27 protein-coding genes are annotated in these 25,093 nt (G+C 67.1%); 19 read left to right on the forward strand and 8 right to left on the reverse strand.

Features of this window, described 5'->3' with window-relative positions; translation table 11 throughout:
- Positions 1 to 4 precede the first annotated feature (4 nt).
- The 13 genes from KIH07_RS10245 (at position 5) to KIH07_RS10305 (ending at position 13,576) form a co-directional block, all read left to right on the forward strand.
- Entirely contained in the window at positions 5 to 1,882 is a 1,878-nt protein-coding gene (locus KIH07_RS10245; RefSeq protein WP_226491867.1) for a TolC family protein, read from the forward strand.
- Between the two features lies 1 nt (position 1,883).
- Positions 1,884 to 2,699, forward strand: coding sequence for an efflux RND transporter periplasmic adaptor subunit (locus KIH07_RS10250; RefSeq protein ID WP_226491868.1), 816 nt, complete (start codon positions 1,884 to 1,886; stop codon positions 2,697 to 2,699).
- Between the two features lie 9 nt (positions 2,700 to 2,708).
- Positions 2,709 to 4,034 carry an efflux RND transporter periplasmic adaptor subunit gene (locus KIH07_RS10255; RefSeq protein WP_226491869.1) on the forward strand — a complete coding sequence of 442 codons (1,326 nt, stop codon included), beginning with the start codon at positions 2,709 to 2,711 and terminating at the stop codon, positions 4,032 to 4,034.
- Positions 4,031 to 6,202, forward strand: a complete 2,172-nt coding sequence (locus KIH07_RS10260; protein WP_226491870.1) for an HlyD family efflux transporter periplasmic adaptor subunit — start codon at positions 4,031 to 4,033, stop codon at positions 6,200 to 6,202. The genes KIH07_RS10255 and KIH07_RS10260 overlap by 4 nt, the downstream gene beginning before the upstream one ends.
- Before the next feature lie 49 nt (positions 6,203 to 6,251).
- The gene (locus KIH07_RS10265; RefSeq protein ID WP_226491871.1) at positions 6,252 to 6,980 is read left to right on the forward strand and encodes an endonuclease/exonuclease/phosphatase family protein; all 729 of its coding nucleotides are present in this window, start codon (positions 6,252 to 6,254) and stop codon (positions 6,978 to 6,980) included.
- Between the two features lie 59 nt (positions 6,981 to 7,039).
- On the forward strand, positions 7,040 to 8,305 hold the full coding sequence (gene clsB / locus KIH07_RS10270) for a cardiolipin synthase ClsB (protein ID WP_226494673.1): 1,266 nt from the start codon (positions 7,040 to 7,042) through the stop codon (positions 8,303 to 8,305).
- A 70-nt stretch (positions 8,306 to 8,375) separates the two neighbouring features.
- Positions 8,376 to 9,110 carry a GTP cyclohydrolase I gene (gene folE, locus KIH07_RS10275; protein ID WP_226491872.1) on the forward strand — a complete coding sequence of 245 codons (735 nt, stop codon included), beginning with the start codon at positions 8,376 to 8,378 and terminating at the stop codon, positions 9,108 to 9,110.
- An 8-nt stretch (positions 9,111 to 9,118) separates the two neighbouring features.
- The gene (locus KIH07_RS10280) at positions 9,119 to 9,544 is read left to right on the forward strand and encodes a BLUF domain-containing protein (RefSeq protein WP_068171909.1); all 426 of its coding nucleotides are present in this window, start codon (positions 9,119 to 9,121) and stop codon (positions 9,542 to 9,544) included.
- Between the two features lie 233 nt (positions 9,545 to 9,777).
- The gene (locus KIH07_RS10285; RefSeq protein ID WP_226491873.1) at positions 9,778 to 10,659 is read left to right on the forward strand and encodes an EamA family transporter; all 882 of its coding nucleotides are present in this window, start codon (positions 9,778 to 9,780) and stop codon (positions 10,657 to 10,659) included.
- A gap of 28 nt (positions 10,660 to 10,687) precedes the next feature.
- Positions 10,688 to 11,533, forward strand: coding sequence for a DUF429 domain-containing protein (locus KIH07_RS10290; protein WP_226491874.1), 846 nt, complete (start codon positions 10,688 to 10,690; stop codon positions 11,531 to 11,533).
- Between the two features lie 128 nt (positions 11,534 to 11,661).
- On the forward strand, positions 11,662 to 12,078 hold the full coding sequence (locus tag KIH07_RS10295; protein WP_226491875.1) for a hypothetical protein: 417 nt from the start codon (positions 11,662 to 11,664) through the stop codon (positions 12,076 to 12,078).
- A gap of 204 nt (positions 12,079 to 12,282) precedes the next feature.
- Positions 12,283 to 12,942 (forward strand): YitT family protein, encoded by a 660-nt coding sequence (locus KIH07_RS10300; RefSeq protein ID WP_226491876.1) that lies wholly within the window; start codon positions 12,283 to 12,285, stop codon positions 12,940 to 12,942.
- A 97-nt stretch (positions 12,943 to 13,039) separates the two neighbouring features.
- Positions 13,040 to 13,576 carry a thermonuclease family protein gene (locus KIH07_RS10305; RefSeq protein ID WP_226491877.1) on the forward strand — a complete coding sequence of 179 codons (537 nt, stop codon included), beginning with the start codon at positions 13,040 to 13,042 and terminating at the stop codon, positions 13,574 to 13,576.
- A 16-nt stretch (positions 13,577 to 13,592) separates the two neighbouring features.
- Here KIH07_RS10305 and KIH07_RS10310 read toward each other — a convergent pair whose 3' ends face one another.
- From KIH07_RS10310 to gpmA, 3 genes are all read right to left on the reverse strand, one after another.
- Positions 13,593 to 14,348 carry a HesA/MoeB/ThiF family protein gene (locus KIH07_RS10310; protein WP_226491878.1) on the reverse strand — a complete coding sequence of 252 codons (756 nt, stop codon included), beginning with the start codon at positions 14,346 to 14,348 and terminating at the stop codon, positions 13,593 to 13,595.
- 33 nt (positions 14,349 to 14,381) lie between these two features.
- A complete protein-coding gene (locus KIH07_RS10315) occupies positions 14,382 to 15,863 on the reverse strand; it encodes a S41 family peptidase (protein ID WP_226491879.1) in 1,482 nt (493 codons plus the stop codon).
- A 145-nt stretch (positions 15,864 to 16,008) separates the two neighbouring features.
- Complete coding sequence (gpmA, locus tag KIH07_RS10320) at positions 16,009 to 16,752, reverse strand: 2,3-diphosphoglycerate-dependent phosphoglycerate mutase (RefSeq protein ID WP_226491880.1); 744 nt, start codon at positions 16,750 to 16,752, stop codon at positions 16,009 to 16,011.
- Between the two features lie 114 nt (positions 16,753 to 16,866).
- Here gpmA and KIH07_RS10325 point away from each other — a divergent pair, with 114 nt between their 5' ends.
- The 4 genes from KIH07_RS10325 to KIH07_RS10340 all read left to right on the forward strand — a co-directional run bounded on the left by KIH07_RS10325 (position 16,867) and on the right by KIH07_RS10340 (position 19,258).
- Positions 16,867 to 17,277, forward strand: a complete 411-nt coding sequence (locus KIH07_RS10325) for a rhodanese-like domain-containing protein (RefSeq protein ID WP_226491881.1) — start codon at positions 16,867 to 16,869, stop codon at positions 17,275 to 17,277.
- A 46-nt stretch (positions 17,278 to 17,323) separates the two neighbouring features.
- Positions 17,324 to 17,581: a glutaredoxin 3 gene (gene grxC, locus KIH07_RS10330; protein WP_226491882.1), complete on the forward strand. Its 258-nt coding sequence runs from the start codon at positions 17,324 to 17,326 to the stop codon at positions 17,579 to 17,581.
- A 150-nt stretch (positions 17,582 to 17,731) separates the two neighbouring features.
- Complete coding sequence (secB, locus tag KIH07_RS10335) at positions 17,732 to 18,190, forward strand: protein-export chaperone SecB (protein ID WP_226491883.1); 459 nt, start codon at positions 17,732 to 17,734, stop codon at positions 18,188 to 18,190.
- 27 nt (positions 18,191 to 18,217) lie between these two features.
- Positions 18,218 to 19,258, forward strand: a complete 1,041-nt coding sequence (locus tag KIH07_RS10340) for an NAD(P)H-dependent glycerol-3-phosphate dehydrogenase (protein ID WP_226491884.1) — start codon at positions 18,218 to 18,220, stop codon at positions 19,256 to 19,258.
- 77 nt (positions 19,259 to 19,335) lie between these two features.
- Here KIH07_RS10340 and panC read toward each other — a convergent pair whose 3' ends face one another.
- A complete protein-coding gene (panC, locus tag KIH07_RS10345) occupies positions 19,336 to 20,202 on the reverse strand; it encodes a pantoate--beta-alanine ligase (RefSeq protein WP_226491885.1) in 867 nt (288 codons plus the stop codon).
- Positions 20,203 to 20,313: 111 nt separating this feature from the next.
- Entirely contained in the window at positions 20,314 to 21,204 is an 891-nt protein-coding gene (gene panB, locus KIH07_RS10350; RefSeq protein ID WP_226491886.1) for a 3-methyl-2-oxobutanoate hydroxymethyltransferase, read from the reverse strand.
- Between the two features lie 66 nt (positions 21,205 to 21,270).
- Here panB and nadC point away from each other — a divergent pair, with 66 nt between their 5' ends.
- Positions 21,271 to 22,137, forward strand: a complete 867-nt coding sequence (nadC, locus tag KIH07_RS10355; RefSeq protein WP_226491887.1) for a carboxylating nicotinate-nucleotide diphosphorylase — start codon at positions 21,271 to 21,273, stop codon at positions 22,135 to 22,137.
- Positions 22,134 to 23,237, forward strand: coding sequence for a quinolinate synthase NadA (gene nadA / locus KIH07_RS10360; protein WP_226491888.1), 1,104 nt, complete (start codon positions 22,134 to 22,136; stop codon positions 23,235 to 23,237). The genes nadC and nadA overlap by 4 nt, the downstream gene beginning before the upstream one ends.
- Before the next feature lie 60 nt (positions 23,238 to 23,297).
- Here nadA and rpoZ read toward each other — a convergent pair whose 3' ends face one another.
- From rpoZ to KIH07_RS10375, 3 genes are read right to left on the reverse strand one after another with little or no spacing between them, the layout of a single operon-like run.
- Positions 23,298 to 23,501 (reverse strand): DNA-directed RNA polymerase subunit omega, encoded by a 204-nt coding sequence (rpoZ, locus tag KIH07_RS10365; RefSeq protein ID WP_068171949.1) that lies wholly within the window; start codon positions 23,499 to 23,501, stop codon positions 23,298 to 23,300.
- Between the two features lie 27 nt (positions 23,502 to 23,528).
- Positions 23,529 to 24,149, reverse strand: coding sequence for a guanylate kinase (gene gmk / locus KIH07_RS10370; RefSeq protein WP_226491889.1), 621 nt, complete (start codon positions 24,147 to 24,149; stop codon positions 23,529 to 23,531).
- Positions 24,150 to 24,151: 2 nt separating this feature from the next.
- Positions 24,152 to 25,087, reverse strand: coding sequence for a YicC/YloC family endoribonuclease (locus KIH07_RS10375; protein WP_226491890.1), 936 nt, complete (start codon positions 25,085 to 25,087; stop codon positions 24,152 to 24,154).
- Between the last annotated feature and the right edge of the window lie 6 nt (positions 25,088 to 25,093).

Here is a 25,093-nt window from a genome sequence, read left to right on the forward strand (position 1 = left end):
CGACATGAGCAAGATGCAATCGATTTCTCTTCAGGCCGCGGGCTTCCTGCCGCGCAGCATGGTGGTGCTGGCCTGCGCGGCCGTCATGGCCGGCTGCACCGTGGCCCCCAAAGCCTTGACGCAAGACGAAGTGCGCGAGCGCGTCAAACACGACACCGCCAAGATGTACAGCGGCCAGGCCCCCATCACCGCGGCCATCAGCATGGAAGAGGCCGTGGCCCGGGCCCTCAAATACAACCTGGACTACCGCCTCAAGAAGATGGAGTCCGCCCTGGCCCAGGGCCTGGCCGAGCACACCAGCCACGACATGCTGCCGCAGCTGGTGGCCAGCGCGGGCTACAGCTCACGCAACAACGACTCCGGCGGCACCAGCATCGGCATCCTCGACGGCGAAGTCTCCACCCGCCCGACCTCCTCCGACGAACGCACCCGCACCCTGCGCGGCATCGAATTCAGCTGGAACGCGCTGGACTTCGGCGTCTCCTACTACCGCGCACGCCAGCAAGGCGACCAGTTCCTGATCTCCGAAGAGCGCCGCCGCAAAGTCGTGCAGAACATGCTGCAAGACGTGCGCGCGGCCTACTGGCGCGCCCTGGGCGCGCAGCGGCTCAACGCCCAGGCCGACGAAGTGCTCCAAAAAGCCTCGCTGGCGCTGGCGCGCTCGCGCGAAGCCGAGACCCAGAAGATCATCCCCCCGGGCGTGGCCCTGGCCTACCAGCGCGCCCTGCTCGACGCCACCGTGCTGCTCAACCAGCGCCGCCAGGACCTGGAGTTCGCCAAACGCGAACTCGCCGCCTTGATGAACGTGCCCCCCGGCGTGGACTTCCAGGTCGCCGAGGCCAGCGAAATGACCCTGCCGGCCGCCCCGAAGGAAATCACCAAACTCGAAGACATGGCGCTGCTGCAGCGCCCCGAGCTGCGGGAAGAAGACTTCAGGAAACGCATCACCGCCGACGAAGCGCGCAAACAGATGCTCGGCATGCTGCCCGGCATCACCCTCAACCTGGGCCGACAGCACGACTCCAACAAGCTGCTGTACAACAACAGCTGGAGCGAAGGCGGCGTGAACCTGGCCTGGAACCTGATGCGCCTGGTGGCCCTGCCCTCGCTCAAGAAGGCCCAGCAATACCAGGAGCAGACCGACGAGACCCGGCGCATGGCCCTGTCCATGGCCATCCTGACCCAGACCCGCGTGAGCGCCGAGCGCTACCGCATGGCGCTGGAAGACTTCCGGCTGGCCGACCAGGCCTCGCAGGTCGACACCCGCCTGGCCGCCTACACCAAGGCCTCGGTCTCGGCCAAGCTGGAGAGTGAACTCGAAGCGATCCGCACCCAGGCCCGTGCCGTGCTGGGCGCCTACCAGCGCGCCAACGCCTACGCCAACGCGCACATCGCGTTCGGGCGGCTGTACAACACCCTGGGCTTCGACCCGATCGCCGACGACTTCGAGGGCAACGACCTGGACACGCTCACGCAGCGCGTGCGCGCCCACCTGAAGGCCTCGCAGACCGACGCCTTTGTGATGTCGTCCAACCTGTTTGGCCGTCCCGCGGTGGTCAGTGTGCGGCTCGAAGGCATCCAGGACCCGGTGCAAAAGGTGCGCATGACGGCCCTGGTGACCGAGCTGCTGGCCCGCCACCAGATCGGCACCGATGCCCAGCAGGGCACCCCGCTGCACCTGGCGTTCGAGTCGGCGGGTGGCAACGGCGTGGAGAAAGCCACCTGGACGCTGAACCTGACCGATGAGGCGGGGCAGTCGCAGCGGGCGCGTTTCGCGACTACCATACCGCTCAACGCCCGGGCCTCGGTCTACGAGTCCAGCCTCATGGCGGCCATGAACTCCCATCTCGGCGAACTCAAATCCTGGTTGAATGTTGACTGATATGTCCTGCAAATCTCTGTGGCGCGCCACCGGCTCGGCCCTGCTTCTGGGCGCGCTTTCCCTGAGCGCGTCGGCCCAGACCAGCCCGGCCGGAGCGGCCAGGGCCGTGGCAAGCCCTGCCAAGGCTGCTGCGCCCGCGGCTCCCGCGGCCGCAGCCACATCCGTGCGGGTGCTGGTGCTGCCGGCGGGCGAAACCGTGCTGGCCAGCCCGGTGCCGGGGCGCATCGTGCAGCTCAACACCGGTCTGGGCATGGCGTTCAGGCAGGGTGCGGTGCTGATCGCCCTGGACTGTGAAGAGCCGCGCGCGCGCCAGGCCATGGCCAACGCCGATCTGGCGGCCGCGAACGACCAGTACGAAGCCAAGCTGCGCATGCAGGGCCTGGAGCAGGCCAGCGATGTCGAGGTGGCCCTGGCGGCCAGCGCCGTGGCCAAGGCCAAGGCGCAGATCGACCTGTACCAGTTCCAGATCTCCCAGTGCTCGATCCGTGCGCCCTGGGCCGGCCAGACCGCCAAGCTGCATGTGCGCAGTCACATGACGGTCACCGCGGGCCAACCCCTGCTGGAACTGGTGCGCAGCGGGCTGCTGCTGCTCAAGCTCAACGTGCCGTCGAGCTGGATGGCCACCCTGAAAATGGGCCACACGTTCGACGTGACCATCGATGAAACCGGCAACACCTACCCCGCGCGCGTGCAGCGGATCAACAGCCGGGTCGACCCGGTGAGCCAGACCATCGAGCTGGAGGCCACGATGTTGAAGACACACCCCGATTTGCTGCCCGGCATGAGCGGTGTGGCGAAGTTCACCGGCATGCGGTGAGCCCGGCCCATGTCTGAGGTATCGGATCTGGGCGTTCTGCTGCAGATCGAAGCCCGCGCGCTGCAAGCGCAGACCCTCGCCGCCCTGCGCTTCACCATCGTCAACGAAACCCATGCGTTGACGCCATACCGGCAGGCGGCCCTGTTTGAATACGACGGCGAGCGGCCACGGCTGAGCGCGGCTTCCGGGCTGGTTAGCGTGGCCAGCGAATCGCCGTTCGCGGTCTGGCTCGGGCGGTTCGCCAGGTGCTTTCCCTCGGATGGCGCCATTCACCGCCTGGATCTCGCGGACGCCGCCAGCGAAGACGCCGAGAGCTGGGCCGAGTGGCTGCCCGAACACCTGCTGCTGGTGCCGCTGCCAGACCCGCAGGGGAAGGCCCGCGGGGTGGTGCTCTATGCCCGCGAGCAGCCCTGGGACGATGCCTCGGTGGAACTCGCGCAGCGCCTGCACAGCACCTACGGCTACTGTTTTGCCGCCCTGAGCCAGACCTCGCGCCCGACCTGGAGCCAGCTCCGGCAGGGGTTCAAAGGCCGCAACCGCTGGCTGGTGCTGGGTGCGCTGGCGCTGAGCATGCTGACCCCCGTGCGGCTGTCGGTGCTGGCGCCGGCCGAGGTGATCGCGTTGAATGCGATCGCGGTCGCGGCGCCACAAGACGGCGTGGTCGGCTCTTTCGCCGTGGCGCCCAACGCCCGGGTGAAGGCGGGCGATCTGTTGTTTTCGCTGGACGACTCGGCGCTGGCCAACCGGCGCCAGGTGGCGCTCAAGGGCCTGGAGATCGCCCAGGCCGATGCGCACATCGCCCAGCAGCGCGCGTTCGACGACGCCAAGAGCAAGGCCGACGTGGCCGTTGCGCTCGGCCGGGTGCGGGAGAAAGAGGCCGAGCTGGCCGCCGTGGACACCCAGGCCCAGCGCGTCGAGGTGCGGGCGGACCGCGATGGCGTGGCCATCTTCGCCGACACCAACGACTGGCTGGGGCGGCCGGTGCAGACGGGTGAACGTGTGATGCAGCTGGCGCGGCCCGAGGACGGCGGCATCCTGGTCTGGCTGGCCGTGTCCGATGCAATCAACCTCGAAACCGACGCGCCGGTGCGCCTGTTCCTGCACACCGAGCCGCTGAGTCCGCGCGCGGGTCGCCTGATCGAGGCCAGCTACCAGGCCTCGGTGAGCCCCGACGGCGTGGCCTCCTACCGCCTGCGTGCCGGGTTTGAACCCGGCACCGAGCTGCCCCGCATCGGCCTGCGGGGCACCGCGCGCATCTCGGGCGACTGGGTGCTGCTCGGTTATTACCTGTTCCGCCGCCCCATCGCCAGCGTGCGGGAATGGACCGGCCTGTGAACGCCGGCGCCATGCCCGCGCCCAGCCTGCACGGGCAGGTGAAGGTCGGTGGTGCCAAGCCGGTGGAGCTGCCCCGCATCCGCGACGAGCTGGTCCTGTTTCCCGCGGCACCCAACGAGGACGGCACCCCGGCCTGGGTGATCCAGGACCCGGTGAACAACCGCTTCTACCGCATCGGCTGGATCGACTTCGAGCTTCTGCTGCACTGGGCGGACCACGACGCGGCCAGCCTGGTGCGCACCGTCAACGCCCAGACGCCGCTGAACGTCACGCTGCAGGACGTGCGCCACCTGATGGGCTTTTTGTCGGACAACCAGTTGCTGCGCCTGGACAAGCCGACCGACGTGGCCCGCGTGCTGGACCGCAGCGAGAAACTGCAGCGCTCGCCGCTGGAATGGCTGGTGCACAACTACCTGTTTTTCCGCCTGCCGCTGGTGCGCCCGCAGGCCTGGCTGGCCTCGATCCAGCCGCTGCTGGCCCGGCTCAACCTGTCGGTGCTGGCGGCGCTGTTTGGCGCCATCACCGTGCTGGGCGTGTACCTGGTGTCCCGCCAGTGGGATGTTTTCACCCACACCCTGGTGGACAACCTGACCTGGACCGGCGTGCTGGGCTATGTGCTGGCGCTGGTGTTCGCCAAGACCGTGCACGAACTGGGGCACGCTTTTGCCGCCACCCGCTACGGCGTGCGCGTGGCCCACATGGGGGTGGCGTTTCTGGTCATGTTTCCCATGCTCTACACCGACACCGGCGAGAGCTGGCGCCTGAAGGATGCGCGCCAGCGGCTGGTGATCGCCAGCGCGGGCATCGCGGTGGAACTCGCGCTGGCCGGCCTGGCCACCCTGGCCTGGGCGCTGGCGCCCGACGGTTCGTTTCGCAACGGCCTGTTTTTCCTGGCCACCACCAGCTGGGTGATGACGCTGGCGGTCAACGCCAGCCCGTTCATGCGCTTTGACGGCTATTTCATCGCCAGCGACCTCCTGGACCTGCCCAACCTGCACGAGCGTTCGAGCGCGCTGGCCCGGGTCTGGCTGCGCCGCGCCCTGCTGGGTCTGCAGGACGAATGGCCCGAGAGTTTTCCGCTGGGCAAGCGGCGCCTGCTGATCGCCTTCGCGCTGATCACCTGGGTCTATCGGCTGACGGTGTTCGTCGGCATCGCGGTGCTGGTCTATGTGTTCTTCTTCAAGCTGCTGGGCCTCATGCTCATGGCGCTGGAGCTGCACTGGTTCATCGGCCGGCCGGTGGTGAAGGAGCTGGCGGTCTGGCGGGAGCGCCGGGCCGAGATCACTCGCCCCCGGCGTCGCCGCCTGTGGGTGCTGGGCGCGATGCTGCTGGCCATCCTGGTGTTTCCGTTCAACAGCCGCGTGATGGGCTTTGGCTGGGTCCATGCCGACAACCAGCAACTCATCCACTCGCCGTTCGCTGCCCAGATCGTCTCCGTGCCCGAGCAGCGCCGGTTCAAGGCGGGGGACGTCATGTTCGTGCTGGACTCCTCGGCGCTGGGCATCGCCCAAGACAGATCGCGTGCGCTGGCGCAGGCCCGCGAAAGCCAGATTGTCGGCCTGATGGGGGTGCCCGACGGCGAATCGCAGCGCCAGTTGCTGACCTCGCAGAAGGCCTATTTCGAAGCCGAGGAAAAACTCAGCGAGGACGAGCTGGAGCGGCTGACGCTGCGCGCGCCGTTCGACGGCGAGCTGCGCGATCTGGACCATGCGCTGGCTCCCGGGGTCTGGGTCAAGTCGCGCCAGCCGCTGGCGATGATCGTGGACCACCAGCAGTGGGTCATCGATGCCTACATCCCCGAGGCCGATCTGGCGCGGATCGAGGTCGGCCAGGCCGTGCGGGCGCGCCTGCTGTCCGACCCCACGGCCTGGACCGGGGGGCATATCGCCGCGATCGACGTGTCGAGGACCACGGTCCTGCCCAGCCCCATGCTCGACGCCCGCAACGGCGGGCCGATCGCCACCGTCCAGGAGGCGTCGACCGCCGGGCAGGCACCGGTGCCGGTGGCGCGCGACGCCCTGTTCCGCGTGCGGGTGGTGCTGGACGAGCCGCTGGTGACGGACCAGGCGGCCACGGTGCGGGTGCGCATCGAGGGCCGGGCCGACTCGATCCTGATGGGCGCCCTGCGCCAGGTGGCGTCGGTCGTGATCCGGGAAAGCGGGTTCTGAGCCACCGGGCCCGCACACCGGGCCGCGCCAACATGCGATCATTGCGCGCATGAGCATCCTGCGTGTGGCCACCTACAACATCCACAAGGGCGTGCAGGGCCTGGGGCCCGCGCGCCGGCTGGAGATCCACAACCTGTTTCATGCGGTGGAGCAGTTCGACGCCGACATCGTCTGCCTGCAGGAGGTGCGCCGCCACAACCGCAAGCTGGAAAAACACTTCACCCGCTGGCCCGATCTGGACCAGGCCAACTACCTGACCCCCGACGGTTACGAGGCGGTCTACCGCACCAACGCCATCACGCGCCACGGCGAGCACGGCAACGCCCTGCTGTCGCGCTGGCCGGTGATCGAGAGCTGGCACTCCGACGTGTCGGACCACCGGTTCGAGCAGCGCGGGCTGCTGCACGTGCAGCTGCTCGTGGACGGCAAGGACGTGCACGTGGTGGTGGTGCATCTCGGCCTGATCCACGCCAGCCGGGAACGCCAGGTCCAGCGCCTGGGCCAGTACGTGGCGCGTGAGGTGCCCGCCGGCGCGCCGCTGATCGTTGCGGGGGACTTCAACGACTGGGGCGTGCAGCTGCACCGGCCCATGGCCGAGCTGGACCTGCACACCTTTGACGGCATCCGCCTGCCCACCTACCCCTCACGCCTGCCGTTGCTGCACATGGATCGCGTGTACGTGCGCGGCCTGCGACCGGTCTCGGCCCAGGTGCCGCACGGCCGCGCCTGGGCGCGCATGTCGGACCACCTGCCGTTGATCGCCGAGCTGGAGCTGTGACCACCGCGCGCCGCAGCGACCCGACCCCACCCAAGGCGTGTGGACCGGGCTTGGGCGCCATGCAGGGCGGGCATCAGTTGCTGCTGCTGGAGGGGGGTGAGACCCTGTTCCCGGCACTGGTGGAGGCCATGGACACCGCGCGCCGGGTGGTGCATCTGGAAACCTACATCTTCGAATTCGCCGGCTCGGCGCTGAGCGTGGCGCAGGCGCTGGAGCGTGCCGCGCGGCGCGGCGTGCTGGTGCGCCTGGTGGTGGATGGCGTGGGCACGCCGCAAGTCCCACCCGAATGGCGGCGCCGCTTTGATGCCGCCGGGGTGCGCTGGCGCGTGTACGCCCCGCTGGGGCGGCTGGGCCTGCTGATCCCGAGCAGTTGGCGGCGATTGCACCGCAAGCTCTGCGTGGTGGACGGCACGGTCGGGTTCTGTGGCGGCATCAACATCATCGACGACCAGGACGACGTGGCCCTGGGGCGGCTGACCGCGCCACGGCTGGACTATTCGCTGCGGGTGGCCGGCCCGCTGGTGGCTGACATGGTGGAGACCATGGAACAGCTCTGGTGGCGGCTGCAGGCGGTGCGCAAGGCGCGCCAGCGGGAGTTCATGGCGGCCTGGGACGCGCTGCGGGAAACCCTGCCCGTGGGCGACTTTTCGCGTCTGCTGCAGCGGTTCGAGGCGCACAGCGGATCGGCCTTTGGCCATGGCGAGCCGCTGACCGGAGCGGGGGAGGGGGCATTCCACTTCGGGGTGGACGACGCCCGGGCCTGTCTGCTGCTGCGCGACAACGTCAGCCACCGGCACGACATCGAGCGCGCCTACCTCAAGGCCATCGGCGAGGCGCGGCAGGATGTCGTGATCGTCAACGCCTATTTCATCCCCGGGCGCAAGCTGCGCCGCGCGCTCACGATGGCGGCCGCGCGCGGGGTGCGGGTGCGGCTGTTGCTGCAGGGGCGCTACGAGCACTTTCTGCAGTACCACGCGGCGCGCCCGGTGTACCAGCGGCTGCTGAGCGCCGGCATCGAGATCCACGAATACGCACCCAGCGCGCTGCACGCGAAAGTGGCGGTGGTGGACCGGCGCTGGGCCACGGTGGGCTCGACCAACCTGGACCCGCTGTCCCTGCTGCTCGCGCGCGAGGCCAACGTCATGACCACCGACCGGCGTTTCGCCTCGCAGTTGCACGAACACCTGGAGGCCCTGTTGCAGCGCAGCGGCCAGACACTCAGCGCCCGCGCGCTCGGGCAGCGCCCGTGGCGCCAGCGCGTGCTTGACCGGCTGGCGTTTGGCGTGATGCGCGCGCTGCTGTTCATCACCGGGCACCGCTACTGAAACCAAGACCCAAAGGCCCCTGCTGACCGCCTGGTATTCGCCGGTTTCAGGCCTGGTGATAGCATGCCCCATGCTCATGAAAACCGAAATCCCCATGACCACCGCCGCCCCCCCAGACGATGACCAGGGTGTGCCCGTCTCCGTCAAGATCCGCGAGCGCGTCCAGGCCGCTCGCCGCCGTTTCCATTCCAACGACAACATCGCCGAGTTCATCCAGCCCGGCGAGCTGGAGCAACTGCTCGACGAGGTCACCGTCAAGATGCAGGGCGTGCTCGACAGCATGGTGATCGACACCGAGAGCGACCACAACACCGGCGACACCGCGCGCCGGGTGGCCAAGATGTACCTGAAAGAGGTGTTCAACGGCCGCTATGTGCACGGGCCCAGCGTCACCGAATTCCCCAACGCCGAGCACCTCAACGAGCTGATGATCGTCGGCCCGATCACCGTGCGCAGCGCCTGCAGCCACCACTTCTGCCCGGTCATCGGCAAGATCTGGATCGGCGTCATGCCCAACGAACACACCAACGTGATCGGCCTGTCCAAGTACGCGCGCCTGGCCGAATGGATCATGGGCCGCCCGCAGATCCAGGAAGAGGCCGTGGTGCAACTGGCCGACCTGATCCAGGAAAAGACCCAGCCCGACGGTCTGGCCATCGTCATGGAGGCCAGCCACTACTGCATGGCCTGGCGCGGCGTGAAGGACATGGACAGCAAGATGATCAACTCGGTCATGCGCGGCGTGTTCCTGAAAGACCCGAACCTGCGCCGCGAATTCCTCTCGCTCATTCCTCGAAACTCCTGAAAGACACCATGCTGGTACGCCTGCTTTACGTCAGCCGAGCGATCGACAAGGACTGCTCCAAGGCGATCGAATCCATCCTGGACGTTTCGCGTGCCCACAACATGCACAACGGCATCACCGGGGTGCTGTGTTACGGCGGTGGCGTGTTCCTGCAGGCCATCGAAGGCGGACGCAACGCCGTCAACACGCTCTACAACCACATCGTGGCCGACCCGCGCCACACCGACGTGGTGCTGCTGCATTTCGAGGAAATCAGCGAGCGGCGCTTTGGTGGCTGGACCATGGGACAGGTCAACCTCTCCAAGCTCAACACCTCCATCGTGCTCAAGTACTCCGAACGCCCGGAGTTCGATCCCTACAGCGTCTCGGGCAAGGTCTCGCTGGCCCTGCTCGAAGAGCTGATGGCCACCGCCAGCATCATCGGAAGGGCCTGAGCTCACCCCCGCCGCGCTGCGCGCGACCCCCTTCAAGGGGGCGATACCAGTGGCCCGGCGGAGCCGGTTCCACGGTATCTCTGGAATGAGGCACAGCGCTCCGGAGAGGGATGTGGCCTTCGTTTTAGCGGGGCCCGCTCCTTTTACCAGTGAACTCTGATCGGCCTTTGAGGCGATAACGTTGCTTGAGTCTTGCCATTGCCCGGCAGGGTTTGCAGCCTTTTGTGCATGCCATGTCGCTTAACGCCTTTGCTCTCATCGTGCTCGCTGGCCTGATCCACGCCGGCTGGAACATCGTGGCCAAGAAAGCCGCAGGCGATGCGCGCTTCGCCTTCTTCACCGCTTTCATCATGATGCTGTTCTGGGCACCACTGGGCTGGTGGCTGGGGCGCGACGTGGTGCCAACCTGGGGGCGCGCCGAGTGGGCGCTGGTGGTCGCCAGCGGTGTGCTGCATGTCTTCTACTACGTCATCTTGCTGCGTGGCTACCGCAAGGCCGATCTCACGGTGGTGTACCCGGTGGCGCGCGGCTCGGGGCCGCTGCTGTCATCGCTGGTGGCCATCGCGCTGCTGGGCGAACGCGTGTCGGCACTGGGGATGGCGGGCATCGCGGGCGTGGTGGGCGGTGTGTTCCTGATCGCCGGTGGGCCTGGCTTGCTGCGCGCGGCGCAAGACCCGCAAGCGCGCCAGCGGGTGCTCAAGGGCATGCGCTACGGCCTGCTCACCGGCGCCTTCATTGCGTCGTACACGGTGGTCGATGGCTATGCGGTCAAGTTTCTGCTGATGTCGCCTATCCTGGTGGACTACATGGGCAACTTCGTGCGCGTGGCGCTGCTCGCACCTGCCGTGCTGCGTGACCTTCCTACCGCGGCCCAACTGTGGCACCGGCAATGGCGCTACGCCATGCTGGTGGCGGTGATCAGCCCGGTGGCCTACGTGCTGGTGCTGTACGCCATGCGCGAAGCGCCGTTGTCACACGTGGCGCCGGCGCGCGAAGTGTCCATGCTGTTCGCCGCCCTGATCGGAGGCCATTTGCTGGGCGAAGGCGACCGCGTGGCCCGTGTGCTGGGCGCGTTGTGCATTGCCGCCGGTGTGACGGCCTTGGCGCTGGGATGAAACCATGACCCCCGTCGCAAGCCCCCTCATGCCTGAACCCACCGACCCCTTGCTGCTGGGCTGCGACTTCACCAGCGCCCCGTCACGGCGCAAGCCCATCACACTGGCGGTGGGCCGTGTGGACCGGGGCCGTCTGCTGCTGCAAGCGCTCGAGCGGTTCGAAACGCTGGAGGCCTGGAGCGAGCGCCTGGCCGCGCCCGGGGTCTGGGTGGGTGGATTCGACCTGCCTTTTGGGCTGTCGCGCGAGCTGGTGACCACACTCGGCTGGCCCACCGACTGGCGCGCCTGCATGGCGCACTATGCCGGCCTGAGCCGCGCAGAGGTTCGTGAGGCCTTTGCCGCCTTTTGCGACGCGCGACCGGTGGGTGGAAAATTTGCCCACCGCGCCACCGACGGCCCGGCCGGCTCCAGTCCCAGCATGAAGTGGGTCAACCCGCCAGTGGCGTTCATGCTGCACGCGGGCGTGCCCAGGCTGATCAAGGCCGGCGTGAGCCTGCCGGGCCTGTGCGAAGGCGACCCGGCACGCATTGCGCTGGAGGCCTACCCCGGCTTGCTGGCGCGCAGCGTGCTGGGCACCGCGTCGTACAAGAGCGACGACAGGGCCCGCCAGACGCCCGCCCGGTTGATTGCCCGCCGCACCCTCATCAATGCCCTGGAAAACGGCCAGGCGTCGCTGCTGCAAGCCGCAGGCCTGCGCCTGAAGCTCACGCACGGGCAGCGCGACGCCCTGGCCGACGATGCCAGTGGCGACAGCCTCGATGCCGTGCTGTGCATGGCGCAGGCGGCCTGGGCACTGCGCCAGCACCAGACCGGCCACCCGCGCTGGGGTCTGCCCGACTTCGATCCCCTCGAAGGCTGGATCGTCACGGCCTGAACCCGTCCATCCGCGCAGGCCGGAGGGGCCTGGGCAAGCGGTGACGGCGGGGTTGACCAGCCCCTCCACAAGCCTTCCCTGTGGCCGGCGGTCGGCGTAAGCTGTGGTTCCGATTCAGGGAGGTGCTTATGTTTCCATGGTTGTTTCTGTTCGCGCCACAGCTGCACTTTCCGTTCAGCGGCAGCGTGGCGCAGCGCATCGAACCGGACACGCGCTGGTTCTTTGACGGTATCGATCCCTCGGCGGGTGACGCGCGGATCGAGCGCCAGGCTTTCGAGGTGGCGAGCTACGGCCGTCAACTGGGCTTGATCGCCGAGGTGCTGGTGGAGCAGGCCGAGCAGACGCCGCCGCGGACGAAGGCGGCGCGCGAGGCCCTGCAGCGGCTCAAACAGATCCAGGCCGACATCGAACAGGTCAAGACCCAAGACGCGGCCGCCCTGGCCCGGGACGTGGAGGCCGGTCTGCTGCGCCTCAAGCGCCTGCATCCGGCGGATTACAAGGCCCTGGGCCACCGCCTGCAGCGCAGCCTGGCCGACGACGTCTGAGCCCCCGGGTCCCTGTCCGCCAGCGGCACTGGCGGCGCGTCCGATGGGTTCCCCCCCATGTGGCGGTGGGCGCACCTCATGACGGCGGGGACTGCCTGCATGCCGTGGGACTGACCTGCGTCAATGTTGCCGGCCGATCCATCGGCGACACTGCGCCGCTGGGCCCCTTCCTGTGGGTCAGCCATTCATCCGTCCGTCCATCCCATGTCCGTGTCGTCCTTGTTGTCCCGCTTTCGCTCTGGCGCCACCCCCGTGGCGGGTGCTGCGCCGTCAACACGCCACCAGCCGCACGAGGACGTGCAGGCGTTGCTGACGGGCACGCTGTTCGTGGCGCTGGGCGTGGTGCTGTTCCGCCAGGCCGGTCTGCTCACCGGTGGCACCGCCGGGCTCGCTTTCCTGTTGCACTACGCCACCGGCTGGAACTTCAGCCTGGTGTTCTTTTTGATCAACCTGCCGTTTTATGGTCTGGCCTGGAAGCGCATGGGGCCGCTGTTCACGCTCAAGACCTTTGCCGCTGTGGCACTGCTTTCGGTCTTCGCGCAATGGGTTCCGGCCTGGCTGTCCATCGGCGAGCTCAACACCGCTTTCGCCGCGGTGGCGGGCGGGCTGCTCACCGGCGCGGGCATGCTGATGCTGTTTCGCCACCGTGCCAGCCTGGGCGGCTTCAACGTGCTGGTGCTCTTCCTGCAGGAGCGCTTTGGCTGGCGCGCCGGTCATGTGCAGATGGCGATGGACTGCACGATCGTGCTGGCCGCGTTTGCCGTGGTGGACTGGACGCAGATCGTCTGGTCGGTGGTGGGCGCGGTGGTGCTCAACATGACCCTGGCCATCAACCACCGGCCAGGGCGCTACATGGCGGTCTGAACCACCACCCGCCAAGCCGGGTGGTCCCGGTTCCCGACACGGATGGTGGCAGACTCGGGGCATGCATTTTTCCCTGATCGGACCCGCTCGGGTTCTGTTGACTGCCCGCTTGGGCTCCGGGCCATGGCTGCTCGCGTTGCTGGTGGCGCACACCGCCGCCAACGCAGAGGGGGTCGCTGGTGTGGAGACTCCGACTTTGCCCACGGTGTACGAAGCCCGCGTGACGCGCGTGTCCGACGGCGACACGCTGTGGGTGAAGCCGCTCGCGGGCGGCCGTTACCGCAAGCTGCGGCTGGACGGTATCGATGCACCGGAAATCTGCCAGGACGGGGGCATGGCGTCGCGCGACGCGCTGGCGGCGCGTGTGCTGGAGCAGGTGGTCACTGTGCATGAGCGCCACCACGACACCTATGGCCGTGCCCTGGTGCGGCTGACCCACTCGGGCACGGATGTGGCGGCCCGGCTGGTGCTCCAGGGCCACGCCTGGTCGCACCGCTGGAGGCGCAGCCTGGGGCCGTACGCCCAGCAGGAAGCGTGGGCGCGCAAACAGCGCATGGGCATTTTTCAGAGCGATGCGTCGGCCGAGTTGCCGCGCGACTTCCGCCAGCGTCACGGACCGTGCCCGCTGCCTTGATCGGGCCCTGGTGGCGTCAGCGGTGCGGGTGGCCGCACACGGCGCACAGCGGGTTCTGAGGCAGGGCGATCTGGTTGAACGCCATGTCGCGCCCGTCGATCATGAGCAGCTGTCCCGTCAGGCGCGAGCCCAGGCCGGTGAGCAGCTTGAGCGCTTCGGCCGCCTGCATGGTGCCCACGATGCCCACCAGCGGCGCGAACACCCCCATGGTGGCGCAACGGGTTTCTTCCACGTCCGATGTTTCGGGGAACACGCAGGCGTAGCAGGGGTTGCCCGGCGTGCGCTGATCAAACACGCTGAGCTGGCCGTCCATGCGGATGGCAGCGCCCGACACCAGCGGCTTGTGATGCCGAACGCAGGCCCGGTTGATGGTGTGGCGTGTGGCGAAGTTGTCGGTGCAGTCGATCACCACGTCGGCATCGGGCACCAGGGCATCGAGCAGCGCCGCATCGGCGCGCTGGATCATGGGCGTGACGATCACATCGGGGTTGATGGCCGCGACGGCCTCGCGCACCGAGGCGGCCTTGGGGCTGCCCACGCGCGCGAGGTTGTGCGCGATCTGGCGCTGCAGGTTGGTTTCGTCCACCACGTCGTGGTCCACCACCGTGATGCGCCCAACGCCCGCACTGCCCAGGTAGAGCGCCACCGGTGAGCCCAGCCCTCCCGCGCCGATCACCAGCGCGTGAGACGCCAACAACCGCTCCTGGCCCTCGACACCCAGTTCGTTGAGCAGAATGTGGCGCGAATAGCGCAGGAGCTGTGCGTCGTTCAAGGTCGATGGCGGCGGCGCCGGGCCGCCGTGGACTCAGTTTTCTTTCTTCTCTTCGGTGCGCACGGTCAGGGTCTTGCTGACCATCACCGGACGGCCCTTGAGCTGGTTCATGGCCTGTTGCAACTGGAAGTCCTTGTCGCTGCCGAACTCGGGCACGAGGCGCTGGCCGGGGTTCTTCTTGGACTCCTCTTCCAGCCGTTTGCGGGCCTGCTCACGAGCCTCTTCGCGCTGCTGTTCCTCGGCGCGGCGTGCGTCGGTCATGGGTTGCACTTCCGTGCTCGGGTCCTTGCCATTGCCCAGGTGCTTTTGCAGATCGGCTTCGCGGGTGCGCAGGGCGGCGAACAGGTTGCCTTCCAGCGTTTCGTCCACCATCACGTCGGGCACGATGCCCTTGGCCTGGATCGAGTTGCCAGAGGGGGTGTAGTAGCGCGCGGTGGTGAGCTTGAGTCCTGTGTCGGGGCCGAGCGGACGCACGGTCTGCACCGAGCCCTTGCCGAAGGTCTGGCTACCCAGGAGGGTGGCACGCTTGTGGTCCTGCAGGGCGCCGGCCACGATCTCACTGGCCGAGGCCGAACCCTCGTTGACCAGCACCACCAGCGGCACCGTGCGCAGCGCGCCCTTGGTGGCTTCGGTCAGGTGTTTGATGGGGTCGGCGCCGCCGCGGCGCAGGTAGTGCTGTGGCGCGGCCTTGTAGATGAACTTGCTGTCTTCGAGCTGGCCATTGGTGGACACCACGGTCGCGCCCTCGGGCAGGAAGGCGGCCGAGAGCGCCACCGCAGCGTCGAGCAGACCGCCCGGATCGTTGCGCAGGTCGAGCACCAGGCCCTTGAGCTTGGGGTCGGCCTTGTAGATCTCTTCGACCTTGCGCGCGAAGTCCTCGATGGTGCGTTCCTGGAACTGCGACACGCGGACCCATGCATAGCCGGGTTCGATCATTTTGGACTTGACGCTCTGGGTCTTGATTTCCTCGCGCGTGATCGTGACCGGGAAGCTGCGGTTTTCGTCCTTGCGGAAGATGGTCAGCAGCACCTTGGTGCGAGGCTCGCCGCGCATGAGCTTGACAGCGTCGTTGATGGCCAGGCCTTTGACCATGGTGTCATCGATCTTGGTGATCAGGTCGCCGGTCTTGAGGCCGGCGCGGAAAGCCGGTGAGTCTTCAATGGGCGAGACCACCTTGACCAGGCCGTCTTCCATGGTGATTTCGATGCCCACACCGACAAAGCGCCCGCTGGTGCCTTCGCGGAAATCCTTGAAGGACTTCTTGTCGAAATACTGGGAGTGAGGGTCCAGGCTGGCCACCATGCCCGAAATGGCTTCGGAAATGAGCTTTTTCTCGTCCACCGGCTCCACATAGTCGCTCTTGACCATGCCAAACACGGCCGCGAGCTGTTGAAGCTCTTCCAGTGGCAGGGGCGCGAGGGTTCCACGCGCCACAGCCTGCAACTGCACCGTGGTCAAGGCCCCGGCCACCGCGCCAATGGCCACCCAGCCCACGATTTTCAGCTTGTGACTCATTTGTTTACCCATCGAAACACCCTAAAAAATAGCCAGCGAGACACGATTTGGCCCGCTGGCGAACCAATATACACCTTGGAGCACGGTCGGGGATTTCGGTTCCATCTCCTTGGGTGCCGTGGTTTCCCGCCGCCCGGCGGGCGGGTCAGGCCTTGCCCTGGGCCGCCACGGCCGCCGCTGCCTTGGCCGCCGCTTCGGCGTCGCCCAGGTAGTAGCTCTTGAGCGGCTTGAGTTCGGCGTCAAGCTCGTAGACGAGCGGGATGCCGTTGGGGATGTTCAGGCCCACGATGTCGGCGTCGCTGATGCCGTCGAGGTATTTCACCAGGGCGCGAATGCTGTTGCCGTGCGCGGCGACCACCACCCGTTTGCCCGAGCGGATGGCCGGGGCCATGGCTTCGTTCCAGAACGGCATGACACGCGCCACGGTGTCCTTGAGGCACTCGGTCAGCGGCACTTCCTCGGGTTTGAGCTTCTCGTAGCGGCGGTCGCTGCGCTCGCAGCGGGGGTCGCTCGCTTCCAGGGCTGGCGGCGGGGTGTCGTAGCTGCGGCGCCAGATCAGCACCTGTTCGTCGCCGTACTGTTTCGCCATGTCCGCCTTGTTCAGGCCCTGCAGGGCACCGTAGTGGCGCTCGTTGAGGCGCCAGCTGTGGGCCACGGGCAACCAGGTGCGGTCCATCTCGTCGAGCACGTGCCACAGCGTGCGCGTGGCGCGCTTGAGCACGCTGGTGTAGGCCAGATCGAAGTCGTAGCCTTCGGCCCGCAGCAGCCGGCCCGCGTTCTTCGCCTGTTCCAGCCCGAGGGGAGTCAGATCGACGTCGGTCCAGCCGGTGAAGCGGTTTTCGAGATTCCAGGTGGATTCGCCGTGACGAATCAGGACAAGTTTGTGCATGGGCGGTGAAAAACAGTGAATGGCACAAAGCCGGGTGGCGCACCCCACAGCGGGGCTGTCTGCGGAGCTCAGCCGGACATTCTAAAATCCCAGGCTTAACTGAAAGGTGTTCCTGTGAGTTTTTTTATTGAAAACTGGATTTTGATTGCGGTGGCGTTTGCTGCCGGTGCCATGCTGGTGTGGCCCGCGGTCACGGGAGGCGGGCGGGCCGGGTCGCTGAGTGCGACGCAGGTGGTCCAGCTGATGAACCGGGACAAAGCGGTGGTGGTGGACGTGTGCGGCGCCGACGAATTCGCCTCCGGCCATGTGGTGGGGGCGAAAAACGTGCCGCTGTCCGAACTGGAAGCCAAGCTGCCGGGCCTGGTCAAGAACAAGGCCACGCCGGTGGTGCTGGTCTGTGCCTCGGGCATGCGTTCGAACCGGGCCGTGGCGATGGCCAAGAAGCTGGGCTACGAAAACGCCCATTCGCTCGCGGGTGGCATGGGCGCCTGGCGCTCGGCCAACCTGCCGGTCGAGAAGGCCTGATCGTTCTCCGGACACTTCTTTTTCACCCCCATTGACAGGAATTCGCATGGCCACGGTCAAGATGTACACCAGCGCTTATTGCCCCTACTGCAGCCGGGCCAAGGCCCTGCTGGAAAAGCGCGGCGTGACCGATCTGGAAGAGGTGTTCGTGGATGGACAGCCCGAGTTGCGGGCCCACATGCGGGAACTCACGGGCCGCACCAGCGTGCCGCAGATCTTCATCGGGCAGACGCATGTGGGGGGCTGTGACGACTTGCACGCGCTTGATGGCCAGGGTGGACTGATGCCGCTGCTGCAGGCTTGAGATCGATAGCTCCGGCGAAATGCCCCGCTGGGCGGTTGAATGGGCGCAAAGGCCCGACATGGCGGGCTGACATAATCGCCCCCGGTGCCCGCTGTGGGAACGCTTGTCCCCGGCGGGTTTCGTTTTTTCCAGATTACCCGAGAGAGCAACATGGCCGACAACCAAGAACCCGTATTCCAGATTCAGCGCGTTTACCTCAAGGAAGCGTCGCTGGAGCAACCCAATTCGCCGGCCATCCTGCTGGAGCAGGAGCAGCCGTCGGTGGATATCCAGCTGGGTGTGGAAGCCAACCCGGTGGCCGACGGTGTCTACGAGGTCTGTGTCACGGCCACGGTGCAGACCAAGATCAAGGACAAGACGGTGTTCCTGGTCGAAGCCAAGCAGGCCGGTATTTTCGAGATCCGCAACCTGCCGCAGGACCAGATGGGCCCGATCATGGGCATTGCCTGCCCGCAGATCGTCTACCCCTACCTGCGCAGCAACGTGGCCGACCTGATCCAGCGCGCCGGTTTCCCGCCCGTGCACCTGGCCGAAATCAACTTCCAGGCCATGTACGAGCAGCAGCAGGCCCAGGCCGCGGAAGACGCACCGCGCATCGTCACGCAGTAAGTCTGCTTTGCAACCGGCGCGCGTGTCATGAACATCGTGGTCTTGGGCGCCGGCGCCTGGGGGACGGCGCTGGCCATCAATGCGGCAGGCCAGTCGACGGGCCAGCACCGGGTCACCCTTTGGGCGCGCGACGAACAACAGGTGGCCAGCATGCGGGCCGAGCGGGAAAACCGGCGTTACCTGCCGGGCGTCGCACTGCCATCTGGTCTGGAACTGGCCGGTGGCGCGATGGACCTGCATCAGCCCTGGTTGGTCGATGCCGACTTGGTGGTCGTGGGCACGCCCATGGCCGGCTTGCGCGGCATGCTGGAGCGCCTGGCCGGCTGTACCGCGCCGGTGGCCTGGCTCTGCAAGGGGTTTGAAGCGCCGCAGGATGGCGACACCTCCACGGGTCTGCTCGGCCACGAAATCCGTGCCCGTGTGGCCCCTGGTCTCAGTGCCGGCGTGCTCAGTGGCCCCAGTTTCGCGCTGGAAGTGGCGCGCGGCCAGCCCACCGCGCTGGTGGCGGCCAGCGAGCACGCGAGCGTGCGCGAGGCGCTGGTGAGCGCCTTCCACGGCCCCACGCTGCGGGTGTATGCGAACGACGACATCGTGGGGGTGGAGGTGGGTGGCGCGGTGAAAAACGTGCTGGCCATCGCCACCGGCTTGTGCGATGGGCTCGATCTCGGCCTCAACGCGCGGGCCGCGCTCATCACGCGGGGTCTGGCGGAAATGACACGTCTGGGGCTGGCGCTCGGGGCCCGGGCCGAAACCTTCATGGGCCTCTCGGGCCTGGGCGATCTGGTGCTTACCGCCACCGGGGACCTGTCGCGCAACCGCAAGGTGGGCCAGTTGCTGGCGCGCGGCCTGAGCCTGCGGCAGGCGGTGGACTCACTCGGCCATGTGGCTGAAGGCGTCTACAGTGCCCGCACCGTGGTGCAGCGCGCGCGCCTGCTGGGCGTGGACATGCCGATTTCATCCGGCGTGGTGGCCTTGCTGGATGGTCAGTTGCAGCCAGCACAGGCTGTGGCCGCCCTGATGGGGCGCGACCCGAAGGATGAGGCCACCCCTCCCACGCGCCGCGCCTAAGGGCGCGTCCCCCCCAAGAGGCGATGCGAGCGGCCTTCTTGAAGGTGTGACAGGCGAAGTTCGGCGCGGGGGTGGGTCTAAATCTCGAAGTTGTCGATCAATCGGGTGTTGCCCAGGCGCGCAGCACCCAGCACCACGAGGGCTCCGGGGGTGGTCGCGTCTGCCGCAGTGGGCGTCTGCAGGTCTTGTCGGCGACGCACCGTCAGGTAGTCGGGTTGCCAGCCCCGCCCCGCCAATGCCCTCATGGCCTTCTCTTCCAGCGCGGACTGGTGGTTGGGCAGACTCGCCGCAGCGGCCAAAGCGTCGCGCGCCAGACCCCGCAGTGCGAGCGACAGCTGCACCGCCTCGGCACGCTCGCTCTCGTTCAGATAGCCGTTGCGCGAACTCAGCGCCAGGCCGTCGGGGGCGCGCTGGGTTTCACCGCCCACGATGGTGATGGGCAGCGCGAACTGCTGAACCATGCGCCGGATCACCATCTGCTGCTGGTAGTCCTTCTTGCCAAAAAGCGCGTGGCGTGGGCCTTTGGCCTCGGAAAACACGCACTGGAACAGCTTCATCACCACGGTGCAGACGCCGATGAAGAACCCGGGCCGGAAGTGCCCTTCCAGGATGTCGGCGAGTTCGGCGGGGGGGTGCACCTTGAAGCCCTGCGGCTCGGGGTACAGCTCCTTCTCCGACGGCGCGAACACGATGTCGCAACCGGCCTGCTCCAGCCGTGCGCAGTCGGCCTGCAGCGTGCGGGGGTAGGTGTCGAAATCTTCGTGTGGCGCGAACTGCAGCCGGTTGACGAAGATGCTGGACACCGTGACGTCGCCCAGGGGTTTCGCCGTGCGCACCAGGTCCAGATGACCCTCGTGCAGATTGCCCATGGTGGGCACGAAAGCCGGCGAGTTGTATGGCCGCAGCGCAGCGCGCAGGTCTTCGATGGTGTGGACGAGTTGCATGGGTGTGTCCGAGGGGGAGTTACCGGGGAACACCGCCGGGCTGGCTTTGCCAGACGGCTGGTGTTGCCCCCTTGAGGGGGCCGCGCGCAGCGCGGCGGGGGTGGGTCAAGTTCACCAGGCGTGCAGTGCGTCGTCGGGGAAGCTGCCGTCTTTCACCGCCGCCACATAGGCGGCCATGGCATCGCGCACGCTGGCCTGGCCTTCCATGAAATTGCGCACGAATTTGGGGTTTTTGCCCAGATTGATGCCCAGCATGTCGTGCATCACCAGCACCTGGCCCGCGGTGCCCTTGCCTGCACCGATGCCGATGGTGTGGCAGGTCTTGAGCTGGTGGGTGATTTCGAGCGACAGGGCCGCGGGCACCATCTCCAGCACCAGCATGGCCGCGCCCGCGTCCTGCAGTTCCAGCGCGTGGCGCTTGAGCTGTAGCGCGGCGGCGTCGCCCCGCCCTTGCACGCGATAGCCACCGAGTGCGTGCACGGTCTGCGGCGTGAGGCCCAGGTGGGCGCAGACGGGGATGCCGCGCTCGACCAGGAAACGCACCGTGTCGGCGGTCCAGCCACCGCCTTCGAGCTTGACCATGTGGGCGCCGGCGTGCATCAACACCGCGGCGCTGCGCAGGGCCTGTTCTTTCGACTCGTGGTAGCTGCCGAAGGGCAGGTCGCCGATCACCCAGGCCGTGGCCTGCACACGCTGCAGGCCACGCACCACGCTTTCGGTGTGGTAGCGCATGGTCTCCAGCGTGACGCCGACCGTGCTGGATAACCCCTGGCAGACCATGCCCAGCGAATCGCCCACCAGGATGCACTCCACACCCGCGGCGTCGGCCACGGCGGCGAAGGTGGCGTCGTAGGCGGTGAGCATGGTGATCTTTTCGCCGCGCTCGCGCATCTCCTGCAGGCGCGGCAGGCTCACCGGTTTGCGCTGGGGCATGGGCGAGGCCGACGGTAGGGTGCCGTAGGGTGTGCCGCTGGTCGGGGCGGCGGATTTCACTGAACTCATGAGGGTCCCCTTTGCGTGGGCTTTCGATGGGAGGCACTATATGCGATCCCGTTATGCTTGCGACCCATGAAACACCTCTCTGAATTCACGGCCGATGATCTGGTCGAACTGGCCCGCGCCGACGTGGCTCGCGCGCTGGCCGAAGACGTGGGCAAGGGCGACCTCACCGCGGCCCTGGTGGACCACGCACGCGGCGCGCGCGCGCGCATCCTCGCGCGCGAGCCGGCCGTGATCTGTGGCGCACCCTGGGTGGAGGCGGCCGTGCTCGCCTGCGATCCCCAGGCCCGCCTGACCTGGCGCGTGGCCGAGGGCCAGCGCTGCGTGGCCGATCAGGTGGTGCTGGAGATCGAGGGCAATGCCCAGGCCCTGCTCACCGCCGAGCGCACCGCGCTCAACTTCCTGCAGCTGCTCTCGGCGGTGGCGACCAAGACGGCGGTGTTCGTCGATGCCGTCCAGGGCACGCGCGCGGCCATCGTGGACACGCGCAAGACCATCCCGGGGCTGCGTCTCGCGCAGAAGTACGCGGTGAAAACCGGCGGTGGCGTGAACCACCGCATCGGTCTTTACGACGCGGTGTTGATCAAGGAAAACCACATCGCGGCGGCTGGTGGCGTGGCGGCCGTGTTGAAGCGGGTGCAGGAAACGGCGCCCCAGGCGCGTTTTGTCGAGATCGAGGTCGAGACCCTGGAGCAGCTGGACGAGGCGCTGGCCTGTGGCGCCAGGATGGTGCTGCTCGACAACATGGACATCCCCACCCTGCAGGAGGCCGTGCGCCGCAACGCGGGCCGTGCCATCCTGGAAATATCGGGCGGCGTGAACCTGCAGACGGTGCGTGCCCTTGCAGAAACCGGGGTGGACCGCATCTCTATCGGTGCCCTGACGAAAGATGTCAAGGCGATTGATTTCTCCATGCGGATGGAGCAACTGACATGAGCAATCCCGTGGTCATCGACGTCGAGTACGAACAGCCGGCCTGCCCGACCAAACACGCCTGGGCGCGGGTTCCCGTGGAGCCCGGTCCTAAGCAGCGCGCCGAGTTGAAAGACAAGATCCGCCGCCTGCTCAAGGAGCGCAACGCGGTCATGGTGTCGCACTACTACGTGCACCCCGACCTGCAGGACCTGGCGGTCGAGACCGGCGGCATCGTGAGCGACTCGCTGGAAATGGCGCGCTTTGGCCGTGATCATGCGGCGCAGACGCTGGTGGTCTCGGGTGTGCGCTTCATGGGCGAGACCGCCAAGATCCTGAGCCCGGAAAAAACCGTGCTCATGCCCGATCTGGACGCAAACTGCTCGCTCGACCTGGGTTGCCCGATCGACGCATTCAGCGCCTTCTGCGACCAGCACCCGGACCGCACCGTGGTGGTCTACGCCAACACCAGTGCCGCGGTGAAGGCGCGATCCGACTGGCTCGTCACGTCCAGCTGCGCGCTGGACATCGTGAAGGCGCTCAAGGACAAGGGCCACAAGATCCTGTGGGCGCCCGACAAGCACCTGGGCGGCTACATCCAGCGCGAAACCGGCGCCGACATGCTGATGTGGAACGGCTCGTGCATCGTGCACGACGAGTTCAAGGCCTTCGAGCTCGAGGCGCTGAAAAAGGAACACCCCAGAGCCAAGGTGCTGGTGCACCCGGAAAGTCCGGCCGACGTGGTGGCGCTCGCGGATGCGGTGGGTTCGACCTCGGCCATCCTGAAGGCCGCGCGCGAGCTGGACGCGAACGAGTTCATCGTGGCCACCGACAACGGCATGATGCACATGCTGCGCCAGCAGAACCCGGGCAAGGTGTTCATTGAGGCCCCGACCGCTGGCAACAGCGCCACCTGCAAGAGCTGCGCGCACTGCCCCTGGATGGCCATGAACGGCCTGGCCGGCGTGGCGCAGGTGCTGGAAAAGGGCCTGAATCAGATCCACGTGGACCCGGCGCTGATTCCGCGCGCCCGACTGCCCATCGACCGCATGCTGGCCTTCACGGCCGCGCACCGGGCCGGTCAGGACGCCGGGGCGCTGGTGCCGAACATCGGCGCCGCCTGAGGTGGGTTCAGACGAAAAAAAGCCCGCAGTCAGCGGGCTTTTTTTCGGGCACCTGACGGATCAGAGCGGGACCTTCTTGAGCATTTCCAGACCGATCTTGCCATCGGCGATTTCGCGCAACGCGGTCACGCCGGGCTTGTTCTTGCTTTCGATCTTGGGCGCGTGGCCCTGGCTCAGCATGCGCGCGCGGTAGGTGGCGGCCAGCACGAGTTGAAAGCGGTTGGGGATCTTTTCCAGACAATCTTCGACGGTGATGCGTGCCATGTGCGGGCCTCGGTGGTGTGCGGTGAATCAGTGGATGTTGAGCGCCTGGAAGGTATCGCTGCGGGCGATACGCTGGGCGGCGAACTTGAGCCGCTGGGCATGGACGATGGCCTTGAGGTCAAACAGGGCCCGCTCGAACAACTCGTTGATTATAACGAAGTCGAATTCTTTGGCGTGCATCATTTCGTGGGCGGCGTTCTGCAGCCGGACTTCGATCACCTCGGCGCTGTCTTCCGCGCGCCGCTCCAGCCGCGAGCGCAATTCTTCCCAACTGGGGGGCAGGATAAAGATCAGCACTGCGTTCGGGAAGATGCGTTTGACCTGGATGGCGCCCTGGAAGTCGATCTCCAGCACCACGTCCGCCCCCTGGGCCATGCGTTGTTCGATGGCTTGTTTGGACGTGCCATACCGGTTTCCGTGCACCATGGCCCATTCCAGGAACGCCCCCTGAATGACCATCTGGTCGAAGGTTTCCTTGGCCACGAAGTAGTACTCGCGGCCGTGCAGTTCCTGGCCTCTGGGCGGACGGGTGGTGTGCGAGATGGAGGGCACGACACGCGAGTCCAGCTCCATCAGCGCCTTGACCAGGCTGGACTTGCCGGCCCCGCTGGGGGCCGCGACGACAAACAGGTTTCCAGGGTATTCCATGCTTACTCGATGTTTTGCACTTGCTCGCGCATCTGTTCAATGAGCACCTTCATGTCGACCGAGATACGCGTGAGTTCCAGGCTCGATGACTTGGAACCCATGGTATTGGCTTCGCGGTGCAGTTCCTGGATCAGGAAGTCCAGCCGCTTGCCGATGTCGTTGCCCTTGGTCAGCAGGCGCTCGATTTCGCTGAGGTGCGAGTCCAGCCGCGTCAGTTCCTCGGCCACGTCGATGCGGATCGCGAAGGCGGTGGCTTCGGTCAGGGCGCGGTCGCGCGCCATGTCGTTGGTGACGGCATTGCCCAGTGTCCCCGATGCGGCGCCGGCACCCAGGGCATCGTTCCAGCGGTCGATGAAGCGTTGGCGCTGCTGGGCGACCAGCTGGGGAATCAGGGGCTGGGCGTCCTGGGCGAGCTGGCGCAGTTGTGTCAGGCGGTCCAGCAGCATGCTGGCCAGGCGCTGGCCTTCGCGCTCGCGCGCCGCCACCAGACCGTCGAGGCCCTCGTGTCCCAGGGCGATCAAGGTTTCGTGCAGCTCCCCCGGAACGGCGGCCTGGCGCGATGTCAGCTGCAAAACCTCGGCCACCGTCAGCGGGGTGGCCGTGGGCAGCCAGGCCCGCACGTTGTCCTGCAGGCCCACGAGTTTCTGCAGTTCCTGCACCGAGGGTGCGCGTGGCCCGGTGTCGGTCTTGCCTTCGATCCAGGCCCGCACCTCGACCTTGCCCCGCTTGAGCCTGGCGCCCAGCAGTTCGCGCAGCGCGGGTTCGGTGCCGCGCAACTCGTCCGGGAGTTTGAAAGTGAGGTCGAGAAAGCGGCTGTTGACCGAGCGGATTTCCAGGCCCAGGCCGGGTGTGCTCTCGCGGGCAGGTTCGCCGGCGTTTGCGCCTCCAGGCCCGCCAGTCTGGGCCGTGGCGTAGCCGGTCATGCTGTAAACTGCCATTGAACT

It is taken from the genome of Hydrogenophaga taeniospiralis (genome assembly GCF_020510445.1).
In the GTDB taxonomy this organism is placed as follows: domain Bacteria; phylum Pseudomonadota; class Gammaproteobacteria; order Burkholderiales; family Burkholderiaceae_C; genus Hydrogenophaga.

Bases quoted from the DNA above. Each gene is read 5' to 3' on its own strand.
- KIH07_RS10375 (WP_226491890.1), bottom strand. From the start codon at position 25,087: ATGGCAGTTTACAGCATGACCGGCTACGCCACGGCCCAGACTGGCGGG.
- clsB (WP_226494673.1), top strand. From the start codon at position 7,040: ATGCAGGGCGGGCATCAGTTGCTGCTGCTGGAGGGGGGTGAGACCCTG.
- secB (WP_226491883.1), top strand. From the start codon at position 17,732: ATGGCCGACAACCAAGAACCCGTATTCCAGATTCAGCGCGTTTACCTC.
- KIH07_RS10245 (WP_226491867.1), top strand. From the start codon at position 5: ATGAGCAAGATGCAATCGATTTCTCTTCAGGCCGCGGGCTTCCTGCCG.
- rpoZ (WP_068171949.1), bottom strand. From the start codon at position 23,501: ATGGCACGCATCACCGTCGAAGATTGTCTGGAAAAGATCCCCAACCGC.
- KIH07_RS10300 (WP_226491876.1), top strand. From the start codon at position 12,283: ATGTCCGTGTCGTCCTTGTTGTCCCGCTTTCGCTCTGGCGCCACCCCC.
- KIH07_RS10285 (WP_226491873.1), top strand. From the start codon at position 9,778: ATGTCGCTTAACGCCTTTGCTCTCATCGTGCTCGCTGGCCTGATCCAC.
- gmk (WP_226491889.1), bottom strand. From the start codon at position 24,149: ATGGAATACCCTGGAAACCTGTTTGTCGTCGCGGCCCCCAGCGGGGCC.
- folE (WP_226491872.1), top strand. From the start codon at position 8,376: ATGCTCATGAAAACCGAAATCCCCATGACCACCGCCGCCCCCCCAGAC.
- grxC (WP_226491882.1), top strand. From the start codon at position 17,324: ATGGCCACGGTCAAGATGTACACCAGCGCTTATTGCCCCTACTGCAGC.
- KIH07_RS10295 (WP_226491875.1), top strand. From the start codon at position 11,662: ATGTTTCCATGGTTGTTTCTGTTCGCGCCACAGCTGCACTTTCCGTTC.
- KIH07_RS10250 (WP_226491868.1), top strand. From the start codon at position 1,884: ATGTCCTGCAAATCTCTGTGGCGCGCCACCGGCTCGGCCCTGCTTCTG.
- KIH07_RS10255 (WP_226491869.1), top strand. From the start codon at position 2,709: ATGTCTGAGGTATCGGATCTGGGCGTTCTGCTGCAGATCGAAGCCCGC.
- panB (WP_226491886.1), bottom strand. From the start codon at position 21,204: ATGAGTTCAGTGAAATCCGCCGCCCCGACCAGCGGCACACCCTACGGC.
- KIH07_RS10290 (WP_226491874.1), top strand. From the start codon at position 10,688: ATGCCTGAACCCACCGACCCCTTGCTGCTGGGCTGCGACTTCACCAGC.
- KIH07_RS10315 (WP_226491879.1), bottom strand. From the start codon at position 15,863: ATGAGTCACAAGCTGAAAATCGTGGGCTGGGTGGCCATTGGCGCGGTG.
- KIH07_RS10265 (WP_226491871.1), top strand. From the start codon at position 6,252: ATGAGCATCCTGCGTGTGGCCACCTACAACATCCACAAGGGCGTGCAG.
- KIH07_RS10340 (WP_226491884.1), top strand. From the start codon at position 18,218: ATGAACATCGTGGTCTTGGGCGCCGGCGCCTGGGGGACGGCGCTGGCC.
- panC (WP_226491885.1), bottom strand. From the start codon at position 20,202: ATGCAACTCGTCCACACCATCGAAGACCTGCGCGCTGCGCTGCGGCCA.
- KIH07_RS10280 (WP_068171909.1), top strand. From the start codon at position 9,119: ATGCTGGTACGCCTGCTTTACGTCAGCCGAGCGATCGACAAGGACTGC.
- nadC (WP_226491887.1), top strand. From the start codon at position 21,271: ATGAAACACCTCTCTGAATTCACGGCCGATGATCTGGTCGAACTGGCC.
- gpmA (WP_226491880.1), bottom strand. From the start codon at position 16,752: ATGCACAAACTTGTCCTGATTCGTCACGGCGAATCCACCTGGAATCTC.
- nadA (WP_226491888.1), top strand. From the start codon at position 22,134: ATGAGCAATCCCGTGGTCATCGACGTCGAGTACGAACAGCCGGCCTGC.